We start from the raw sequence: 3,313 nt of genomic DNA on the forward strand, positions 1-3,313 counted from the left end.
TGTATTCGTTCTTACCGTTTTCTCGGCGGTATTCTTACCGAATGTTGTGTACTCCTAATTGCCAAAAATCCTGCACTTATACTTACCGGCTACAGAACCTCGTTTTTATGCCAATATTACTTATCATAACAGCGTTTGGTTAAATACTACTTATGGCAATATTATTACAGAAATGAATAATAATGGTAATTCTGGTAAAGCTACTGGTGGTAATGATTATTCGGTTACAGGTTATATTGTTAGAAAAGCAATGGGTTTAGGTAATTGGAGAGAAAACAATCGTCCTGTTATTCTTTATCGTGTTGGTAATTTATTTTTGGATTATGTTGAAGCTTTAAATGAGTCTACTCCTGGCGATGCTGATATCCTTCTTTATTTAAATCAAATTAGAAGCAGAGCTGGTATTCCCACTTATGGGGCTGGGGTTGGACAAATTCCTTCTCCCGCATCTCAGAATGCTATGCGCGAAGCTATTAGAAAGGAACGTAGAGTGGAGCTGGCCTTCGAAAATACGAGGTATTTTGATACGAGAAGATGGAAGATTGCAGAAACTACAGATAATGGACCAATGTATGGTTTAAGCATTAACCAAAATTTACCTGAATTTTTTACAAAAACTGTATTCGAAAATAGAGTTTTCACTAAAAGGCATTACTTGTTCCCAATCCCTGCAAAAGATGTTAACTCAGATAATTTAATGGTACAAAACCCAGGTTGGTAATTTGACTGTTAGAATTTGAATACATTTCTTTATGTGGTGCTTGCTTTAATCCAAAAATGCAAGCACCATTTTTATTGTTTTCTAAATATAGAAATCAATTTATTGAAATTTTAAAGATGCTTATGCTTGCTTAAATAGGGTGAATTTATAGCAGCATAACGATAACCTTTACCGGACCCAAAAAATTATCGAGCCCGGTAAGTGAGTATCATATGTTTATTATTTTTCAATTCCTTCCAGTGTAAACAAAAAGGAATAGTAAAGTGCTACATCCTTCAGGTAATCGAACCTTCCCGACGCACCGCCATGTCCAAAATCCATGTCTGTTTTTAGCAATAATACATTCTTGTCTGTTTTTGTGGCCCTTAATTTTGCTACCCATTTAGTCGGTTCAAAATATTGTACCTGACTGTCATGCAGACCGGTTGTAACCAACATATTTGGATAGGCCTGAGCTTTAACATTTTCATAAGGTGAATAGCTTTTCATATAGTCATAAGCGACTTTTTGTTTAGGATTTCCCCATTCATCAAACTCATTAGTGGTAAGCGGAATACTTTCATCCAGCATAGTGTTAATAACATCTACAAAAGGGACATGCGCAAGAATACCGTTCCAGAGGTCTGGTGAAAGGTTGACAACAACGCCCATTAACAATCCCCCAGCACTCCCACCTTGAGCATACAAGTGGTCCTTATTCGTAAATTTCTGGTTTACAAGAAACTCACCGCAGGAAATGAAATCCGTAAAAGTGTTCATTTTTTTCTTAAGTTTGCCATCTTCGTACCACTGTCTTCCCATTTCCTGACCCCCACGAATATGGGCTATTGCATATACAAAACCCCTGTTGAGTAAACTTAAAGTGGTGCTTGAAAAAGCGGCATCTATCGTGTTTCCGTATGAGCCATAACCATAAAGCAGGAGTGGTGCTGAGCCATCTTTCTTAAACCCATTTTTATAGACCAGGGAGATCGGTATTTTGGTGCCATCTTTAGCCGTGGCAAAAACCCGCTCTGTCGTATATTCTTTCTTGTTATAACCACCAACTACCTCTTGTTCTTTCAGTAACTTTTTGGCTTCAGTCTCCATGTTGTAATCAAAAGTCGAAGAAGGAGTAGTAAGGGATGTATAAATATAGCGCAAGTTTTTGCTGTTATATTCTGGGTTAGCACCAATTGCTACACGATAAGCGGGTTCATCAAATTTTACGTAATGTTCACTTCCGTTTTTATTTCTGATTCGCAGTTCTGTTAGTCCATTTTTACGCTCTTTGATGGCTATAAAATCTTTAAACTCCTCAACACTTTCTAGCAGCACATCATTGCGGTGGGCAATAACTTCCTTCCAGTTTTCCCTCCCTGGTTTATCAAGTGGGCACTCCATTAGGCGGAAATTCTTAGCATTCCAATTGGTTAGGATTAGGAATTTATCATCCAAAGCAATCATTTCATAGAGCACATTTTTCATGCGTGGCTGAATAACTTTAAAAGGTTGATCAGGATGAGCAGCTTCCACCATCCTCATTTCTGAAGAAAGTGTTGCTCCAGAGTAGATGAAGATATATTTGCCGGATTTACTTTTACTCACTCCAATATAATTCGTGTTATCTTTCTCCTGGTAAACAATAGGATCTTCTTTAGATTCTGTACCCAACTTATGTTTTTTTATTTGCTCACTTAACAGGGTGATTTCATTTTTTGCGGTATAGAATAATGTTTTGTTGTCCGTTGCCCAGGTGGCATCAGCTTCCGTATTAGGAATGGCATCTTTAAGGATTTCGCCTGTTTCCAGGTTTTTGATGTAGATGGTATATTGTCTTCGGGATACCTTATCAACACCGTAGGCTAATAATTTATTGTCGGGACTAACTTTTATCCCCGCAGCTGAAAAGTAAGGATGGCCTTTAGCCATTTCATCTACATCGAGTAACACTTCTTCTTTTGCTTCCAGACTTCCTTTTTTTCTGCAATATTTAAAGTATTGTTTTCCATCTTCCGTTCTTGAATAATAATAATAGCCGTTATGAAATGCAGGCACCGATTCATCTTTTTCTTTAATCCGACCCTTTAGTTCTTTAAACAAGTTTTCCTGCATGGTTTTAGTGCCACTCATCATAGTGTCTAGGTACTCGTTTTCTGCGGTAAGGTATTTTATCACTTCCGTATTATCTTTTCCTTTTTTGAAGTAATCAATCATCCAATAATAATTGTCAACCACGGTATCGCCATGCAGAATTCTTGTAAAGGGTTTAATTTCTGCTATCGGTGGTTTGGCATTAGGCCATTTGTTTTCAACCATATTGTTTTTTGAATTTTTGCAAGCTATAAATGCGCTAAAGAGCATGAAGATGAGAAGAAATTTAATTATTTTCATGTAGTTTGGAAGGTTAATTTTAGGTTGTGCTTTACTGAAAGTAAGATACTATTTATTTTATTATTTTAAAATTTAAACTCTCGAATAAATAAGCTTAATTAGTATTAAGGCATTTGTGCGTTAATTGGTAACTACTCAGGTACTTTAAAAGATTTGACTGTTTTCAGCCCTTGTAATCGTTGTTAGTTTAGGGGCAGTTTCAAAATTCAAATAAAATGG

General features: G+C 36.6%; 2 protein-coding genes. One reads left to right on the forward strand and one right to left on the reverse strand.

Going from position 1 to position 3,313, the window contains the following annotated elements; all coding sequences use genetic code 11:
• The first annotated feature begins 58 nt into the window (after positions 1 to 58).
• The gene (locus AAKU52_RS17230; protein ID WP_354335855.1) at positions 59 to 721 is read left to right on the forward strand and encodes a RagB/SusD family nutrient uptake outer membrane protein; all 663 of its coding nucleotides are present in this window, start codon (positions 59 to 61) and stop codon (positions 719 to 721) included.
• Between the two features lie 219 nt (positions 722 to 940).
• On the opposite strand, the gene AAKU52_RS17235 is transcribed toward AAKU52_RS17230, so the two are convergent.
• Complete coding sequence (locus AAKU52_RS17235; protein WP_354335857.1) at positions 941 to 3,094, reverse strand: S9 family peptidase; 2,154 nt, start codon at positions 3,092 to 3,094, stop codon at positions 941 to 943.
• Between the last annotated feature and the right edge of the window lie 219 nt (positions 3,095 to 3,313).

This window comes from Pedobacter sp. CG_S7, assembly GCF_040544395.1.
Lineage (GTDB): Bacteria > Bacteroidota > Bacteroidia > Sphingobacteriales > Sphingobacteriaceae > Pedobacter.